3 protein-coding genes are annotated in these 2,599 nt (G+C 76.7%); 2 read left to right on the top strand and 1 reads right to left on the bottom strand.

Annotation, left to right across the window (positions count from 1 at the left end; translation table 11 throughout):
- Positions 1–460: sulfite exporter TauE/SafE family protein (locus GTW08_RS03775; protein WP_161151417.1), on the top strand; the 460-nt coding region annotated here is incomplete at its 5' end.
- Positions 461–590: 130 nt separating this feature from the next.
- Here the strand turns inward: GTW08_RS03775 and GTW08_RS03770 are convergent.
- A complete protein-coding gene (locus GTW08_RS03770) occupies positions 591–1,760 on the bottom strand; it encodes a TDT family transporter (RefSeq protein ID WP_083658625.1) in 1,170 nt (389 codons plus the stop codon).
- 71 nt (positions 1,761–1,831) lie between these two features.
- Between GTW08_RS03770 and GTW08_RS03765 the strand changes: the two genes are divergently transcribed.
- The coding region (locus GTW08_RS03765; RefSeq protein WP_346009847.1) for a LysR family transcriptional regulator at positions 1,832–2,599 on the top strand (768 nt) is incomplete at its 3' end.

The following is a 2,599-nucleotide window of genomic DNA, read 5'->3' as shown; positions in this document are numbered from 1 at the left end:
CGGAGCGGAGCCGGCGTCCCGCACCGCCGGGGGCCCGGGGACGGCCGGCGCGACCGCCGTCCTCGCGGCCCCCGCGCGACGGTCGGTGGCCCGCCGTGTCGGCAAGATCGTCGCGGCCGGCTCGGTGGTCGGCTTCCTGACCGGGTTCCTCGGGGTCGGCGGCGGGTTCCTCGTCGTCCCGGCCCTGACCATGCTCATGGGCCTGTCGATGCCCGCGGCGATCGGCACCTCGCTGCTCGTGCTCACCTTCAACTCGATCAGCTCGCTGGGCGCCCGGGTCGGGCACCTCGACCTGGACTGGGCGGTCATCGGGCCGTTCGCCGCGGTCGCAGTGCTCGGCGCGCTCGGCGGCAAGCTCGTCGCCGACCGGATGTCGGGCGCGGCGCTCAACCGGACGTTCGCCGGGCTGCTCGTCGTCGTCGGGCTGTTCGTCGGGGTGCAGAGCCTGCTCGCCCTCTGACGGCCCCCGGGACCGCGCCGTTGTGGCTCTCCGGCCCCGCCGGGTGCTCCCAGGGGAACTCTCGTTGCCCTAGAAGCCCCGATGGTTCCCCTGGGAGCAGCCGGCGGGGTGGCGGGAAGGGGGGCAGTGGTCAGGACGCGGGGGCGAGCAGGTGCCCGCGGACCAGCGCACCGTGCGCGGTCCGGGCCGCGACCACGGCCCACGCCGCGACGAGCAGCCCGTAGAGCGCCACCGCCACCACGGCGAGCGCCGGTGTCCCCAGCCGGGCCGCGAGCAGGTTCGTCCCGGTCACGCAGGTGCCGAGGGGGAAGGTGAAGCTCCACCAGGTCAGCGCGAACGGCAGTCCGCGCCGTGCCGTCCGGACGGTCACCGCGGCCGCCAGCGCCATCCACAGCATCGCGAACCCCCAGGCCGGCACGCCGTAGAGCACGGCGAACACGGCGGTGCCGCTCGCGAACGGCTCCGGCAGCGTGCCCGGTGCGACGTTCGCCAGCAGACCCGCCGCGGTGACCGACTGGCCGAGCGGGCCGAGGACGATCCACAGGGTGGGGACGGTCGCGGCCGGGCCGGTCCCGTGCACGACCAGCCGGTTCCAGATCTGCGGGAGCAGCGCGAGCGTCGCGAACAGGCTCATCCCGAACAGCGCGTAGCAGGCGAGCAGCAGCGTCGCCCGGCCCGGCCCCGGGGCGAGGTGGGCGACGAGCAGGGCGCCGTCGGCCGCCGACACCATCGGCGGCACGGCCGGCATCAGCCAGCCGCCGAACGCGGCGTCCGGGCCGATCTCGTGGCGGGTGATCATCAGGTAGGGCACGCCGACGGCGGTGACCAGGCCGAACGCGGTGCCGGCCAGCCACAGCGTCCAGCTCGTGGCGAGTGCGGCCGTGGCACCGAGGACCGGGATCCCGAACTGGACGGCACCGGCACCGACGGTCATCAGGGCCATCGCGACGGCGCCGTAGAACTGCACGGCGACCGGATCGGCCGCGTGCCCGCGGGCCCGGGCGGGGAAGCGCAGGCGGTGCACCGCGGTCGCCACGACCAGCACGACGAGCAGGACCGAGGCCAGCCCCCACGCCGCGGTGCCCCAGGCCGTCAGGACGGGCGAGCGCAGCGGCAGCGTGGCGACCGCGCCGCCGACGATCCCGGTGCCCATCACCGACGCGAACCAGTTGGGTCCCAGCGACGAGACGGCGTCGCCGGGGCGGTCGAGGTCGCGCAGCAGCCCGATCCGGGCGAGCGCGTGCGGCCGCCGGGGCAGGGCCCCGACCTCGGCTGCGGGGCGGTCCAGGTGGGTCGTCATGGTCCCCACGGTGCGCGCGGCAGGCGCCGGACGGTACCCGTCGCCGGGTTGCGGAGTCATAAGCTGTGGTTGTGGCTCTGTCTCCGCGTGTGGCCGACCTCGTGCCCTACGACCTGCTGGTCTCCGTCGCGACCCTGGGGAGCATGGGCAGGGCTGCCGTGGAGCACGGCGTCTCCCAGGCCGCGGTCAGCGCCCGGATCAGGAGCCTGGAGTCCGCGCTCGGGCTGACCCTGCTGGAGCGGTCCCCGCGAGGCACCCGGCTCACCCCGGACGGCGCGCTGGTGGTGGAGCGGGCCCGGGCCGCGCTCGACGCCGCGCACGCCCTCGACGAGGGGGTCGCCGCCCTGCGGACGGACCGCGCGGCCCGGCTGCGGGTGGCGGCCAGCGTCACGGTCGCCGAGTACCTCCTGCCACGCTGGCTGGTCGCGCTGCGGGCGGAGCTGCCCGGCACCGCCGTCGCCCTGACCTCGCACAACACGGCCGAGGTGGTCGACGACGTCCGCTCCGGGGACGCCGACCTCGGCTTCGTCGAGGGGCCCGAGCTGCCCGCCGACCTCGACGGCCAGGTCGTCGCGCGGGACCGGCTGGTGCTCGTCGTCGCCCCGGACCACCGGTGGGCGGGTCGCCGGGCGGTGGACGCGTCCCGGCTGGCGTCGACCCCGCTGGTGGCCCGGGAGCCCGGGTCGGGCACCCGCGACTTCCTGGAGCGCGCGCTGGGCGCCCTGGCTCCGCCGGTGCTGGAGCTGGGGTCGACGACGGCGATCAAGAACGCCGTCGCCGGCGGGGCGGGCCCCGCGGTGATCAGCGGCCTCGCCGTCGCGGCCGAGGTCACGGCGGGG

The sequence above is a fragment of the Pseudonocardia sp. SID8383 genome, assembly GCF_009864975.1.
In the GTDB taxonomy this organism is placed as follows: domain Bacteria; phylum Actinomycetota; class Actinomycetes; order Mycobacteriales; family Pseudonocardiaceae; genus Pseudonocardia; species Pseudonocardia alni.
This window is presented reverse-complemented; position numbering and strand designations above follow the sequence as displayed.

Bases quoted from the DNA above. Each gene is read 5' to 3' on its own strand.
- GTW08_RS03770 (WP_083658625.1), bottom strand. From the start codon at position 1,760: ATGACGACCCACCTGGACCGCCCCGCAGCCGAGGTCGGGGCCCTGCCC.